This is a genomic window from Haladaptatus marinus (assembly GCF_051194195.1).
The window spans coordinates 134,703-148,508 of the sequence record NZ_JBLZNK010000004.1; the positions used below are offsets into that span (position 1 = coordinate 134,703).

11 protein-coding genes are annotated in these 13,806 nt (G+C 54.7%); 3 read left to right on the forward strand and 8 right to left on the reverse strand.

The genetic code is table 11. The features are described from left to right. Positions 1-56: 56 nt before the first annotated feature. The 3 genes from ACN2TU_RS14655 to ACN2TU_RS14665 form a co-directional block, all read right to left on the reverse strand. Entirely contained in the window at positions 57-2,261 is a 2,205-nt protein-coding gene (locus ACN2TU_RS14655; protein WP_435156372.1) for an LUD domain-containing protein, read from the reverse strand. After that, positions 2,262-2,771, reverse strand: coding sequence for an LUD domain-containing protein (locus ACN2TU_RS14660; protein WP_435156373.1), 510 nt, complete (start codon positions 2,769-2,771; stop codon positions 2,262-2,264). Positions 2,772-2,983: 212 nt separating this feature from the next. Further along, a complete protein-coding gene (locus tag ACN2TU_RS14665) occupies positions 2,984-4,159 on the reverse strand; it encodes a mandelate racemase family protein (protein ID WP_435156374.1) in 1,176 nt (391 codons plus the stop codon). A 251-nt stretch (positions 4,160-4,410) separates the two neighbouring features. Here ACN2TU_RS14665 and ACN2TU_RS14670 point away from each other — a divergent pair, with 251 nt between their 5' ends. Beyond that, on the forward strand, positions 4,411-5,175 hold the full coding sequence (locus ACN2TU_RS14670) for an IclR family transcriptional regulator (RefSeq protein WP_435156375.1): 765 nt from the start codon (positions 4,411-4,413) through the stop codon (positions 5,173-5,175). 818 nt (positions 5,176-5,993) lie between these two features. Here the strand turns inward: ACN2TU_RS14670 and ACN2TU_RS14675 are convergent. The 4 genes from ACN2TU_RS14675 to ACN2TU_RS14690 all read right to left on the reverse strand — a co-directional run bounded on the left by ACN2TU_RS14675 (position 5,994) and on the right by ACN2TU_RS14690 (position 10,225). Next, on the reverse strand, positions 5,994-6,386 hold the full coding sequence (locus tag ACN2TU_RS14675; RefSeq protein ID WP_435156376.1) for a DUF6788 family protein: 393 nt from the start codon (positions 6,384-6,386) through the stop codon (positions 5,994-5,996). A gap of 174 nt (positions 6,387-6,560) precedes the next feature. Beyond that, entirely contained in the window at positions 6,561-6,788 is a 228-nt protein-coding gene (locus tag ACN2TU_RS14680; RefSeq protein ID WP_435156378.1) for a hypothetical protein, read from the reverse strand. A 61-nt stretch (positions 6,789-6,849) separates the two neighbouring features. After that, positions 6,850-8,868: a hypothetical protein gene (locus ACN2TU_RS14685; protein WP_435156380.1), complete on the reverse strand. Its 2,019-nt coding sequence runs from the start codon at positions 8,866-8,868 to the stop codon at positions 6,850-6,852. A gap of 13 nt (positions 8,869-8,881) precedes the next feature. Then, positions 8,882-10,225: a neutral/alkaline non-lysosomal ceramidase N-terminal domain-containing protein gene (locus tag ACN2TU_RS14690; protein ID WP_435156381.1), complete on the reverse strand. Its 1,344-nt coding sequence runs from the start codon at positions 10,223-10,225 to the stop codon at positions 8,882-8,884. A gap of 121 nt (positions 10,226-10,346) precedes the next feature. On the opposite strand from ACN2TU_RS14690, the gene ACN2TU_RS14695 reads away from it, so the two are divergent. Together ACN2TU_RS14695 and ACN2TU_RS14700 are read left to right on the forward strand one after the other, a co-directional pair. Next, complete coding sequence (locus ACN2TU_RS14695; RefSeq protein WP_435156383.1) at positions 10,347-11,342, forward strand: Gfo/Idh/MocA family protein; 996 nt, start codon at positions 10,347-10,349, stop codon at positions 11,340-11,342. Further along, entirely contained in the window at positions 11,339-12,325 is a 987-nt protein-coding gene (locus tag ACN2TU_RS14700) for a Gfo/Idh/MocA family protein (RefSeq protein WP_435156385.1), read from the forward strand. Before ACN2TU_RS14695 ends, ACN2TU_RS14700 begins: the two co-directional genes overlap by 4 nt. 526 nt (positions 12,326-12,851) lie before the next feature. Here ACN2TU_RS14700 and ACN2TU_RS14705 read toward each other — a convergent pair. Continuing rightward, positions 12,852-13,619 (reverse strand): IclR family transcriptional regulator, encoded by a 768-nt coding sequence (locus tag ACN2TU_RS14705; protein WP_435156387.1) that lies wholly within the window; start codon positions 13,617-13,619, stop codon positions 12,852-12,854. Positions 13,620-13,806: the final 187 nt, after the last annotated feature.

The following is a 13,806-nucleotide window of genomic DNA, read 5'->3' on the forward strand; positions in this document are numbered from 1 at the left end:
GTTCTGTAACGCTTTTACCCCACGTCAAATCTGGAAATACTGCGAAAAGGCAGGCGTCAGCGCCCGTCGGGTGCAAGTATTTCGACAGGGTGTTTCACATCGCTACTCAGGAGATCAGTGAGTTGCTCGCTGCACGAGGTTCCGGAGGCGACAATCGTCCGGTCGGTTGCATCGGCGAACTGGTCGCCGAGGGTCGAACCCACGTCCATACTCAGTTCGTAATATTCCGATTTGTAGCCAAAGCTGCCGGCCATGCCACAACATTCGACATCGGAGGTGATGACATCGTACCCGAGCTGCTCGAATACCGCCTCGGTGTACGCATCGAGTCCTAACGTCCGTTGCTGGCAATGACTGTGGTAGGCGAGTCTCGAGTCGGCATTCGAGAGTGAGTCTGCCTCAGCACCGTTTTCCAATAGACCAAAGACGTACTCGAGAACCTCGTAGCTGTTTTCCGAGAGCATATCGAACACGCGAGCGGGGAGTAGTTTTTCGTAATCACGGCGGAACATGGCCAGGTCGCTCGGTTCGATGACGACGATGTCAGCACCCGCGCCGATATAACTTCGAAGCCGGTCTGAGACCTGTTTGGCCTTCGTTTCGGCGGTGTCGATCATCCCCTGCGAGAGTGGTGCTCGTCCACTTCCGGGGACATCCGGAATGATAACCTCGACTCCCAGCGATTCGAGAACGTTGACGGCAGCTTTCCCGCGCTCTACGAGGACGTAGTTCGTGTAAACATCTGGGTAGAGTACGGCAGTTCGGTCGGCACTACGAACCTTGCTCCCACCCCGAGCCGCGAACCAGTCGACGAGTGACTCCCGCCTGAACGATGGGAGTTCGCGACGCTGGTCGATTCCCACAAATCGGTCCATAACATTCCTGACCGGGGACGAATCGAGTACCCAGTTCGAAACGGGCGCCGTTTTGCTCCCCACCTTTGCCATCGTTTCGAAGTTGCCAAACGCTCGTTTCTGGAGGTCCAGCCTCGCTGGTTCCTCATCGGGAGTCAATCCTTCGACCAGAAAATCGAACTCGGAGTGGTCATGGTCGTGATTGAGTCGGTCGCGAACGACCGTGTTGATCCACGGGATATCGATTTTCACCGGACAGGCGGTCACACAGCGCGAACATCCCGTACAGAGATCGTTGAACTCGCCCGCACTCTCGATGCCGTGAACCCCCGTCTCCCAACCGGTAGCGATACCGCCGGTGTAGGTTTCCCCGCCGAAGGCATGGCCGCCAACGTGCTGGAAGTTCGCGCAGGAGTTTGCGCAGGCACCACACCGGATGCAGTACAACGTCTCCCGCAGCTGCTCGTCCTCCCGCATCGCCAACCGGCCGTTATCGATTAGGACGAGGTGAAACGAGCGGTCCCCATCCGTTCCAAACGCCGGTGCTTCGGGATCCTCGAAATTCAACGTGGGGGAATCGGTTGGCGGGCTGAACAGCGATACGTACTGTGAAATATCCTGCCCAGTGGCCGACCGTGCGATGAGTTCGATAAACGGTCCAAGGTCGGAAAGCGACGGGAGTATCTTCTCGACACCGGTGACCGCGATATGGGTGTCAGGGGTCACCGCACATTTTCGTGCATTCCCTTCGTTGGTAACGAGCGTAATCGTTCCCGAGTCCGCGAGCACGAAGTTTGCGCCAGTCATCCCGACATCGGCAGCTCGAATCCGGTCACCGAGATAATCGCGCGCGAACTCGGTAAGCTGTTCCGCCGTCTCGAATGGTTCGTCGGGGTCGAAATATCGGTTGAAGAGGTCGGCGACATCGTCGGTCGTCCGATGTAGCGATGGCCCGACGAGGTGGGAGGGGGCTTCGTCTGCAACCTGCAGAACGAACTCGCCGAGATCCGTTTCCCAGACATCGACATCGTCCGCTTCCAACGCCTCGTTCACCTCGATTTCCTCCGTCGTCATCGACTTACTCTTCACGACGGTGTCTCCACCGGCTTCACCGACAACGTCTCGGATATAGGCGTTGGCATCTGCGGCGTCATCAGCGATATAGAGAGTGCCACCGTTTTCTTCGATGGAATCACGGAGCCTTTCTACGAGTTCGGGAAGCCGCTCGATGGCATCCTCCTTGATGGCACGTGCTTCGGCACGAACCGCCTCGTAGTCGTCGAACTCTTCGACGGCATCGTATCGCTCTTCGTTGAAGTGAGTCGTGTTCTCGTGAACGCTCTCGCCTTCAGTCTCCAGCAGATGGCGGATTTTTGCAGCCTTCCGACGACGGGTATCGCTGCTCATCTATCGATCCTCCACGATGATAACACGCACATCAGCTGGCCCGTGAACCCCTTCGACGAGCGCGCCCATATCACCGGTTGCGCTGACGCCAGTCGCAAAGACGGCGGAGCGTCGACCGTCGGTGAATTCGCCATCCAACCATTCGAGCGCGTCGCGAACATCCGGAACAATGTCCTCTTCACGAACCACGGCGACGTGACGCGGTGGATAGAGGCTGACCGGTTCGGTACCTTTGGGGGAGGACTGTAACAGCAGACTCCCATGTGCTGCAACACCAAGCGCGGCGGGAGTGATGCCGGTTTTCGCATCTACGAGTTGCTGCGATGACGGAGAAAGCGTCGCATCCGTTTCTTCGAGCGAGATGCCTTCGATGTCTAACGGAACGCCCACGGCAGGCAGTTCGATATACTCAGTGAGTACTTCGGTAAACCCATGCGGGGTTGTGCTTACAGACGGAATATCGAGGGTTTGTAACGACGACTCGAATCTCGTGACCGCGTTTGTTGCCATACGTTCACACAGTGAACGGGACGTGATAATTATTTCTTGTCGAATTGCGAGATGTTCACACTGTTTATATCATCGAATCCACCGTCAGTAATGGAAATGGGAACTGGATCGTGAATCACACGCAAGTCGTCGCGAGTACGAGCGGCTTCTACAAGCGGTGCGAAACCACCGCACTGTACCTCTGTGTGTCAGATAAAAACCCTACGGGATGATCAATCGTAGATGTGGACACTTCCGGTGGTATTCGATTCGATGTAGTCCCAATCGTAATCCACACCCAAACCGGGTTCTTCTGGAACCGGAACCGTCCCGTCGCTATCGATTGCGTCGATCATATCTGAATAACCTCCTTCATAGACGGGTGGTTGCGTGTTTTGACACTTCGGATGAACAAGTGCGAGTTCGTAGTAGTTCGAATTCCGTGTCGCCGCGATACAGTGCCGTTGGGCGGGGCCGGGTGCGTGAAATTCGACGTCGAGTCCGAACCCTTCCGCCACCCTGGCACGTTTCATCGCGCCCGTGATACCGCCGTCGTACTCGGGGTCTGCACGTACGAAATCGGTTGCTTCGTTCGCGACGAAGTCAGTGGCCATCTCGAGACCACGGACGTGTTCAGTTTGCAGGATCGGGGTGTCAAGCGACTGCCGAAGCTTTCTATGTGCATGCTGGGAAATCCCGCCGTCGCGGAACGGGTCTTCGTACCAGAAAAAGCTCTCCTCATCAAGCGCACGTCCTAATTTGAGCGCATCGCCGAAGGTTTCTAGCTCACAAGCCGGATCGTGCATCAGGTCCATTTCATCCCCGACGCGTTCTCCAACTGCGTGCACGGCCGCGATTTCGCGGTCGAGATCCCGGGCGGTATCGCCTCCTCCCCATCCATGAATCTTGTATCCGGGGAATCCGCGCTCACGGCACTCTTCGGCGAAATCAGCGAATGCTGCCGGCGAATCGAGTCCACCATTCTCATCACCGTGATAGGTGGACGCGTAGGATGGTATGCGCTCTCGGTACGTTCCAAGCAGTTCGTGAATCGGTGCGTCGTGATATTTCCCTGCGAAATCCCACAGTGCGATATCGATCGGGCCGATTCCCATCCGATCGTATTTTCTGAGGGCACGCTTGACCTCGCTCCAATGCTTTTCGCGTTTTAGCGGGTTCTTCCCGATAAGATAATCCGCAACGGTGTTGTATTGGGCTGCCCCTGGAGAGTTACCACCCACATACTCCCCAGTGATACCGGTATCGGTGTGAACCTTGATCGCGAACAATTTTCGATCAGTGGTTGCTCCAGGTTCGTAAACGAGATTGAAGCCGTGTTTATCTGTGCCAACGTCCTCTAACGGATACTTGAATTCAGTGCTCTCTATTTTCGTTATTTCTGGTGCCACATTAACGAATTCCGATGGTACAGTATAAATTTTTCCGGACGTGATTACTTTAGGTTATGACTATAGTATGATTGGAGCGAATGGATTGGTCAACAACGCCGTTATTTCGTTCTGATCACGAGAACAATGAGGTAAAAGTAATAAATAAAGCGGCAATACTCTAGACTCTTAAATAAACTTTATCGTATTGTTAACTAACTTGTTCTCCATATCAGAATAAGACTTTAGTATTGGGGATGAGAGAGCATATCATGGAAAATACTGCGAAACATCCGGTGCAAACGACCGAAAAAACGCTTCGGCTCGTTGAAGAGCTAAAAAAGAGCGATCGTTGTGGGATCACCGAACTTGCAGACCGATTGAATATGGGGAAAAGTGCAGTTCACAATCACTTGGCTACGCTCGAACAACACGGCTACGTTGTCAGCGAGGCTGGGACGTATCGATTAGGTCTGAAGTTCCTGGATATCGGTGGTTACACCCGCAGTCAGATGGATCTGTACAAAACTGCAGAATCGCAAGTAAAACAGTTGGCAATGGAGACGGGCGAGCGGGCAAACTTGTTGACCGAGGAACACGGACTGGGTATCTACCTATATCGTGCAAACGGAGACCAGGCGGTCGATTTGGATACGTACACCGGTATTCGTACCTACCTTCATGCCAGTGCGCTCGGAAAGGCCATTCTCGCATCTATGCCTGAAGAACGCGTCGAAACTATCCTTGACCAGCACGGGCTTCCGGCAACGACTCCGGGGTGTGTAACCAATCGTGACGAATTGTTTGACGAATTGGAAACGGTTCGTGACGAAGGCTTTGCTATCGACGATGAAGAACGGATGGAGGGTCTCCGCTGTATTGCGATGCCGATAACCTCAACGGAGGGAGACCCACTAGGGGCCATTAGTATCTCTGCACCTTCCAGCCGCATGAAAGGAGCCCGGTTTATGGAGACGATCCCCGAATTATTGAGCGGTGCAGTGAATATGATTGAGCTTAATCTCAACTACTCTTAGACAGACGTTCTCTATTTCACGTAGATCAAAATCGATATAAATTGAAAGAAATTGAAAGAAATTTCGTTTTCAGGCGATTTACAACCTACTCGAAATGAACATTGGTTCTCTATTTACCATGTTATGTAAAATTTTTATAATTTAATTATATTTAATATGATATTAATGATATTTTATCATTTCTTTTATTTTTGATTTATATCTCAATTAGCTTCAAACGAATCTGCCTTACGAAGATTATTGCTGGCCAATAATGGCTACGGTAGTTCGATCCGATTCAAGGAGAATCACCCTTTGCCAATTACAGTTCTATAGTTGTAATGGAAACGGACAAATGAGAGGCCGGCTTGAACGAAAGACTGACAATACGGGAAGCTTAATATCAATAAACTCGTTGATCGCTCACTTTTGTGCATCTGGATTCCTTTACCGACGAGCAGCGGGTCAATCACAAATACTCCGGTGACGGGGGTGTGTAGTTGGTCGGTCGTTCATTCATACTTTCGAGTAGACTCCAACGTGCGTTTGTAGTCATGGACTGCGTCGCGGAGAGCCCGCAGGCAAGCAGAGCAGGTCAGTGTCTGCTGTTCATGATGGTGGACGAGCGCAGCATCGCACGTGATACACCAGAGTGGGGGATCGGATTCCGTCATTACAATTTGATTCCTTTCTACACGAGACGAAGAGGATCTAGCCTCGGTGTGTTGGTATGTCCCCTTCCATCTTTAACCTACAGTATTGTTCGATTTAGTAATGTTGGTTAGAATGAGGTAGCCTTTCACACACTCATAGTAGGATACCATTGCCGCCGAAAAATGCTATTTTGAACCCACTGGGGCGAGATATTCCGATTTAATACGGTCGCCTTCGCGCCATTGAAAATAGTAGTACTGATTGTCGTTGATGGTTTTCGTCACGATCGATGCTTTCGCAGGAACGCCCTTTTCTAAGATCGTATTCCAATCTGCGACGTCTTCGGGGATTCCCTTCTTTTGTGCCTTAGCGGCGAGTTCATCCGCGGTCGCCCGTTCGATGTGATGAGTGTCGGCGGCAGCTGTGCGATCGACCTCCGCCTGTGCTGCATAGTAGACGCGGAGTTCTTGTGCATAGTGTGCGACGGCTCGTAGCGTCTCGCTGTCTTGTTTTTGGAGCCCTTCGACGACGTATTTCGGCAATAAATCGGAGGGTTGGGGTTTGGTTGGTTCCGACATCAGTGCTGTACATCCTTAACCAACAATATAACGTGAACGTGCATAACTTTGTTGGTTACAATAGTCAGATAGCCGCGCCTCCAATCAAGGTAGTTGAGAAAAGAAATGATCGGGTTCGTGTAGTTTATATTATATTATTTTAACTATTCCAACAGCCATTGCGACGCCCGTTGACTACTTCAGCGAATACGCGAGCGATCTCCGAGGCGGTCCGACAGCCGTCGTACCCCACATGAAGACACTGGCAGCGAGGTCAAGTACGGTTCGGGTCGCAAACCAGACATCGCCGGTCGCCGACTTGCCTTTGAGTTCGAAACCTTGAATCCACAGCTGGCGCCGAAGGTCGTGGTCGTCGACGACTGCGACCAGTTGCTCGTCGAACTGTCGGGATGACGAGGTCACCCTAATTCCACCCGACAAACCGACACCATCGCCAGCAGTTCTCTATACGATACTCCGACGCTCATTCGTCGACGTCGACGACGAGTCGGTCTTTCTCACTCTGTATCTCGTATCGATCTGCGTCGAATGTCGTAGTGCAATATCGGTTTTTGAAACGATGTTGGTCGGGGAATGCTATGGGCTCGCCGTCGATATGAGGTGAACACTTCCAACCGAACTCAACGCGCCCAACCGATGGTGATTCGTAGCGGATGTTCGCATTCTCGCCCCCGACACGAGCAGTCGCGATTTGATCCACGAACGCTTCGAACTCGCCATAATTCACCCGTCGTCCGAGTTCGCAGACCCACGCCACCCGTGGAGCATCGGCGACCAATTCGTAGGGTGCATCGACTGTTGGGAACGTCCCTCGGTCTGCATCTCGCGGCTCGCGCCACGTCGTTGGTGCAGTCGCAGTCAACGCGAGGTAGCCTTCGTCTTTCCGACCGAACACCCACCCGTTTCGTTCGACGATATCGTCGAAAGCGGTTTGAGGAAGGTAGGCGTGTGTGTACGGTACATCGGCCAACTCCGGGTCGAAACCGGGAATTTCGGGAGGTACATAGGGCCGCTCACCAACGCGATAGCAACAGACAGCGACATTGCGGTGGCTGAACGCACGCGGGAGCAAGCCTGTTCCACCCCAATACTGTCCTGTTGCGGCCTCCTCGCCATCTGTTTTCGGGTGGTTGGTGAATACGAGCGCCCGTCCACCGAGGGTCGCTTGCCAAACATGATGTTGGAACCCATACTTGCCTTTCCGGAAATCTTGAACGGCACTCAGCATGTAGTCGCTGGTACGGTAGGTTGCGACCACTGACTGGGTGAGCGCCGTGTTATTTGGACCCGGTTCGTAACCGGAGTCGGTGGAAGATTCGGTGTGGTAGCGCACTGGCTGTTCGACTTCGGGGTAGCGGAGCCGGTAGTTGGACGAGATGTGTTCGAGCGCAGTCGGCGCGACATCGCGATGACCCATGACCAGTGATCCCCAGAAGAACAGTTGGTCTTCGTAGCTATCGGGCTTTAGTCCGTACGCGGGTGCGTCCGCCACGTCCAATCCTTGACGCTGGTAATGTTCGAATGGGCCATCGTTCCGCGCGACCGTTTGGATAACTGCCGGAACACGGTACTCACTCGTTGCGAGGAGGACGCCCGAGCGACTAAGGCCATCCGCCGGTTCGCCGCGACCCCAACAGAGAAATCCGACCGCACTGGTCGGTTCCGTTTCGGGTGCGACGACTTGCTGTGGGTAGGTCCGTCCATGGCTTGACCCAAAGATACCATCGTAGGAATTACAGGCGATTTCGAAAAGGGTGAGGTCGAGCAACGCTCGACTCCGGTTGCGAATCGACGGGTCAGCCGCGTAGTCCGCGAGGTTGACGAGCGCCGCGAGGTCTTCGTCATAGTAGACGTTCGAGGTCCACTCACTGTACCCAAACCGAAGCCGCCACCCCAACCAGCGGTTCACGCGTTTGGTCGCTCGGTTCCGATGTTCCGCGCCGGTTTGTCCATCTGCGAACGTCGCGTCGGGGAATCGCTGTCCCGCGAGTAGCTCGGCAGTGTGGAACAGTATCTGGTGGTTTTCCGTACTGAACCACATCTCGTGTTCCCCTGGTTCGTCGAACCAGTACGCGAAGCCAGTCACTGCCTCCTCGATTTTGGAGAAAATATCAGAGTCAAGCATTTCATCGACTCCACGACACGTGCTCCCATTCACAACCTTACTTGGCGTGTTCCCGTATCGGTAGAGTGCACGCAGGAGTGCAGCCAGTCCAAAGTCGGCGCAGTCTCGTCGCTCCTGTACGTGTTCGATAGTCATTTCGAAGTTGTCTTTCTCGATTGGCGGCACAGCGTTTCCCTTTTGTCGGAGCTCGAGCGTCGGGAGTTCGAGATATGCACGTGAATGGGACTCTACCGGTGTTGCGAACCCGTCCGGAGCGTTCTTGGCGTAGAGATCGAGGAGTTGCTGACGGCGGTTATCTATCGAAATGCGTGTCGTGGCATCGGCCATCTGTTGGGTCGAAGTACGACTGACCAACATTTAAATCCACTCGCTACCGTTCCTGTACGGGGCTACCCACCCTTTCGGCTAGCATCCGACCGTGACGCAGTACCCGCTTTTCGACATCTGGTTTGAGCCGCCCCGGATATCGGCGGAACCGCGTCACGTCACCGCCCTCGTACCCACCCTCGATGAGCATTTGTGCCGTCGGGATATAGGTGAAGCTGTCGTTGGCGTAAGCTGCCACCCAGAGTGGTTCGGGGATCATAGATTTCAATTGGTGGGCGTACTCGACGACCACTTCACCAGCGAGCGCAAGCATTGTGAGGTCGGTTCCAAATCCGATCGCATGCATCGAATATGGGTATTCCGTCCGGATTTCATCCGCTCGCTTTCGTTCAGCGGCGAGCAGGTCGCCGTAGCGTGACCAGTACGGGTCGTTGTCTCCTTGCATCGCTGCGACTTCGGCCTCCGTCGGCGGTCCTTCGAACTTGAGTGTCGGCTCTTCGTACACAGTTCGGAGCGGACCACGAACGGGCTGTCGAGCGGTTTTGACAGCCGTTTCGACAGCGTTTGCCATCGCTGTCCCTTGCTCTTTTGCCCGGTCAAGTGTTCGGCGTGGGTAGGGGTTCTGATCGCCAGCACATCCTGGGAGAAACGTGGCGATGGCTTCGGGAAAGCGGCGCTCGATTTCGTCAACCGCGTAACCAGGCCAGTCACCGCAGTACTCGTCCATCTTCAGCGTCGTTGCGTGGCAAGCGTAGCCAAAGAGCATACAAACAGGGGTACCATCGCTCTCGGCAACGAGCAACGGTACGTCGTGATCGACCGGACCGTCGGGATTAGGAACGTGGGCAATACCATCCTCGACAGGAAGACGGCGGTTAATCGCAAACCCACACCGGGCATGTGAGTACGAAAGACTTGCTGTAGTGCGGTCTGCTCTCGCCTCACCCACGAGTGTGATAAGTGTCTCACCGACTTGGTTTTGGTAGGTCAGGGCGTCTTCGATACCCTCGTCACCGATGCCGTAAATTCGGGCGCGTACTTCGCTGAGGATTGGGCCGGAGTGGGTATGCGTTGCTGTACAAACGATCGCATCAGCGTCGAGGTCGTATTCTGATTCGACACCTGCGACAACGGTCTCGCGCAACGCCCGCGGAATCGAGATGAGTTCAACGTTGAGAAAGACGACTTCCCTTCCATTGGCGTCGGCTATCGCCACAGCGGTTGCACAGAGCGGCGTTTTTGTTCCGTTGGCTGGTGCGTCACGAGCGGCGTAGCCAGCCATCCACTGCGACTCTGTTGGGGTTATGTCTGCTCTGGCCGTCCCGATCAACCACGGTTCGTCTGCGGACGATTCCCTCTTCTGTCCTTGTTGATCTTTGGTTCTCATACGTTTGTCACTAAGCGTGCGGCGATGTCTTAACTCTACTCCACGGTCGCTCTTCGATGTTGGTGCAAGTTTCCGTTTCCGAGGAGATAGAATTTATAACGAATGGCGACGATAGGCAGATGTGACACGAGTTGGACTTGTTGGTACGGGATTCATGGCTCGCACCCACGTTGAACGGTATCGAGAGATGGACGTCACGGTGAGTGCCGTCGTCGCGCCGACCGGCTCTAGTTCCTTCATCAAGGAACACGACCTTGACGCCGAGGCATACGAAGACACCGCCACGTTCTACGAAACAGCCGAAATAGACGCCGTTGACATCTGTACGCCAACGGATACGCATGCCGACCTCGTCGCCGCAGCCGCCGAACGGAACCTCGACACATTCGTGGAGAAACCGATCGCTCCGACGCTCTCGGCCGCTGAACGTCTTCGCGATGTCGTTGCGAACACCGGTATCACCTGTTTGGTGGGCCACGTCCTTCGATACTTTCCGGAATATAAACGCGCAAAAGCACTCGCTGAAAACGGCGGTATTGGTTCCCCCGGTGTTGCACGGGCGCGGCGTCTCGCACCGTTCCCGACGTGGGGATCCGACAACTGGTACGCCGACCGCGAACGCAGTGGTGGCGTCTTCGTCGACCTCGCGATCCACGACTTCGACTATCTTCGCTGGCTTTGGGGCGATGTCGAGCGCGTGTATGCGCGTACTCGCCGGAATGGGCCCGAGGAACATGGTATCGCTACCCTCCGCTTCGCCAACGGCGCAGTCGGATACGTTGAGGCGTCGTGGGCACAGGAACCGGCCCGTGGTGCCTTGACGACCGATCTCGAACTCGCGGGAGATGACGGATTGATCGAATTCTCCACGCCCGACGAAGCTCCCTTTGCAACGTACTCGGGCGACGAAGCGTGCGTCGAAAGTCCGGTTGCCATTGACGGCTATCGCAGCGAACTCGAACATTTTCTCGACTGTGTCGAGACTGGCTCGACGCCTGCGGTGTCCGTTGGGGACGCTGTCGACTCGTTGCGACTCTCGTTGGCCGCAAAGGAGTCGGCCGAAAGCGGTCGACCCGTAACACCAGCCGAGGTCTCGGTCGAGGGGGTGGACGTATGAGCATCCGTGTTGGTGTCCTCTCGGCGGCGCACGTTCATACGGACACCTATGCGACGTTCCTTGCGGGGATGGACGATACCGAACTCGTTGGCGTTGCGGACGAGGATTCGGAGCGTGGGCAGGAGGCAGCCAACCGCTACGGCGTGGAGTATCTGGACACGACGAACCTTCTCGACAGTGTTGACGCCGCTGTCGTCTGTTCGACGAACGCTGCCCACGGAGAGTGGGTGCAAACGGCGGCAAATGCAGGCGTGGACGTGCTCTGTGAGAAACCGCTGTCGACATCACCCGAGGACGCCCGAGCGATGATTACAGCCTGCAAGGAGGCAGATGTCAAACTCGGCGTGGCGATGCCACTCCGTTTCAGCGAACCGGTCCGGCGGGCCGAAGCTGCGCTCGCAGCCGACTCCGTCGGTACCCTCCACACCATCTCCGGGACCAACCGTGGGCGGATGCCTGGAGGCTGGTTTACCGATCCCGAACGCGCTGGCGGTGGCGCGGCGACCGATCATACCGTCCACATCGTCGATTTGGTTCACTATCTCACGGGGAGTCGCGTTGCCGAGGTCTACGCCGAACTCGGCACCCGCTTCCATGATATCGCCGTTGAAGATGTGAACGTCCTGTCGATGGAACTTGAGGACGGAACCCAGTTTATTCTCGACGGGTCATGGAGTCGGCCCGACTCATGGCGCACGTGGGGTGAGGCCGGTCTCGAACTTCATGGAAACAAGGGAAGCATCTGCGTCAATTGCTTCGGCCAGCGGCTTACCCACACGGTAAACGCTGGAGAAAATGCCGGCACAAAGTCAGTGTTTTGGGGGACGAATCCCGATGAAGGTCTTATCACCGATTTCATTGATGCAGTACGTAAGGATCGTCCGCCCAAGATTACCGGCGAGGAGGGCGTCGAAGCCGTCGCAGTTGTCTCGGCAGCTTACGAATCGTCCAAGTGTGGCGAACCGGTTGCTGTCGAGTATTGAGTGAGCTGGTTTCCGGCGTGGGTTCAGTTGCGAAGCTATGCTCGTCGTCACTCCCCATCTATCTGTATCCAATCTCGTCCTAAGGGTGGGTCTCGGCGCAGCTGACGACGGCGAGGTCGCCCGGTTATCGACCACTCTTGGGTTGGACGAGTAGTATACGACACCCAGGGTAGTCGAGATTCCTGCAGCTCCGTGCGCAGGCACGGAAACTCTACCATTTCCCGTCTCATCGAGTTCCACGAGTCGTTCGTTCTCCTCCATTCTGTTCGACCACAGCAATGCGTCGGGTGACTGCCTACCAAGCGAACGGTTTTGTTGTGTTTCGTAATGCCGAACGGGTTTGTGCAATTTACACGTACAGAATTGATGCGAGAAATATGAATTACATTTCTAGATCTGTAATACCATCGTCGATTATCGATCGGATTCTAACGCGATTGCGCGATAATGAAACCAAAATGATAGTGGTGGCCGTTACACCTGCGAACACAGTGTGAGATCCCCGTTTTCTAACTCGAAACGATATTCAGAGTGCTGTGGCGTTTATTTCGATGACGTTGACGGCGTGGTGAATCATCGCTGCCACTTCCTCGAGGCGGTCGTCGTCCATTCGACTCGTGGGGCCAATGACGCTAATAGCACCGTATACCTCCCCATTTTGCCCGCGGACGGGAGCACCGACGCCGACGAGTCCGGAAATCGTCTCGCCCCGGTTGTATGCGAATCCAGTCTCGCGTATCTCTTCCAGCTCTTCCCTGAGCGCAGTTTTGTCGGTGACAGTTCGTTCAGTCTTCGCTTCGAGTTCGGTTTCGTCAAGGAAGCGTTCACGTTCGGCTTCCGGTTGGAATGCGAGAATTGCTTTCCCGACCGCCGTATGATGCAAGTCGTTTCGATAACCGACGTGCAGTTTGGTCTGAACAGCCTGCTCGGCGGCCGCTTTATACAGACAAACGCCTTGGTTCTGTTCTTCAACGGTAAACAGCGCGAGTTCGCCGCTCTCGGACGCTAACCGTTCGACTTCGTCCTTGACGTTATCGTATATGTCAAACCGTGTCTGAACGTTGTGGGCCACTTCCATGAATCGGAGTCCGAGCTTGTACTTTTCTTTATCCACCTTGACGACGTAACCATGTTCACGTAGCGTTGCTAAGTGGCAGTGGGCGGTTCCCTTCGATACGTCTATTTCGTCGGCAAGCTCCGTCACGCCGATCGTCTCGTAACGTTGGAGGGTATCAACGATCCGCAGTGCTGTTTGCACCGCCTTGACCGGGTTTCGGGCGTTCTCCATCATCATTCAGTCAGATACAGTTATTGAGCTATAAATGTTTGGGAATACCAAACACACATAATAGTCGTGAACACTAACATAGGTGTTAAAAATACCGTGTTCAGATTGTAAACTATTCGACCAGGGCAAAATATAATATACCCGTAGTGCAATGCTTGACACATGCTTTCATCGAAATCCGGAGATGAACTGA